This is a genomic window from Mesorhizobium sp. Cs1299R1N1 (genome assembly GCF_037179655.1).
Lineage (GTDB): Bacteria > Pseudomonadota > Alphaproteobacteria > Rhizobiales > Rhizobiaceae > Mesorhizobium > Mesorhizobium salmacidum.
In genome coordinates this window covers 1-511 of sequence record NZ_JAPYKR010000117.1, presented here as the reverse complement: position 1 = coordinate 511, position 511 = coordinate 1, and the positions used below count along the sequence as shown (strand labels likewise).

Sequence of the window (511 nt, the reverse complement as noted above, 5' to 3'; positions counted from 1 at the left end):
TGCTGGAAGAGCTGAACCGCACGGCGGCGCCTTACCCCTCGGATATGTGCATCCATGAACTGTTCGAGGCGCAGGTGCGCCAGGCGCCGGATAGGGTTGCGGTGGTGCATGAGGCTGAAGAGCTGAGCTATGGCGAGCTCAACGCGCGCGCCAACCGGCTGGCCCATCATCTGATCGGGCTCGGGGTCAAGCCGGACCAGCCGGTGGCGATCTGCCTGGAGCGCGGCCCGGCCATGGTGGTGGGGGTTTTGGCGATCCTCAAGGCGGGCGGTGCCTATCTGCCGCTCGATCCCGCCTATCCCAGCGCGCGGCTCAACCAGGTGCTCGACGATGCCGCACCGCGGCTGCTGCTTTGCGATGCGGCCGGCCGCGCCGCGCTCGGCGCCGAAGCGCTCGCCGATGTGAGCGTGGTCGATCTGGATGCGGCCACGCCGCCCTGGGCGGAGCTGCCGGCGTCCGATCCAGACCCGCGCGCGCTCGGCCTCACCTCGCGCCATCTCGCCTATGTCAT

Annotated in this window: 1 protein-coding gene; it reads left to right on the top strand. The window is 69.7% G+C overall.

Translation table 11 applies throughout. From position 1 onward, the window contains the following. The coding region (locus tag O7A70_RS33975) for an AMP-binding protein (protein ID WP_337144229.1) at window positions 1–511 on the top strand (511 nt) is incomplete at both ends.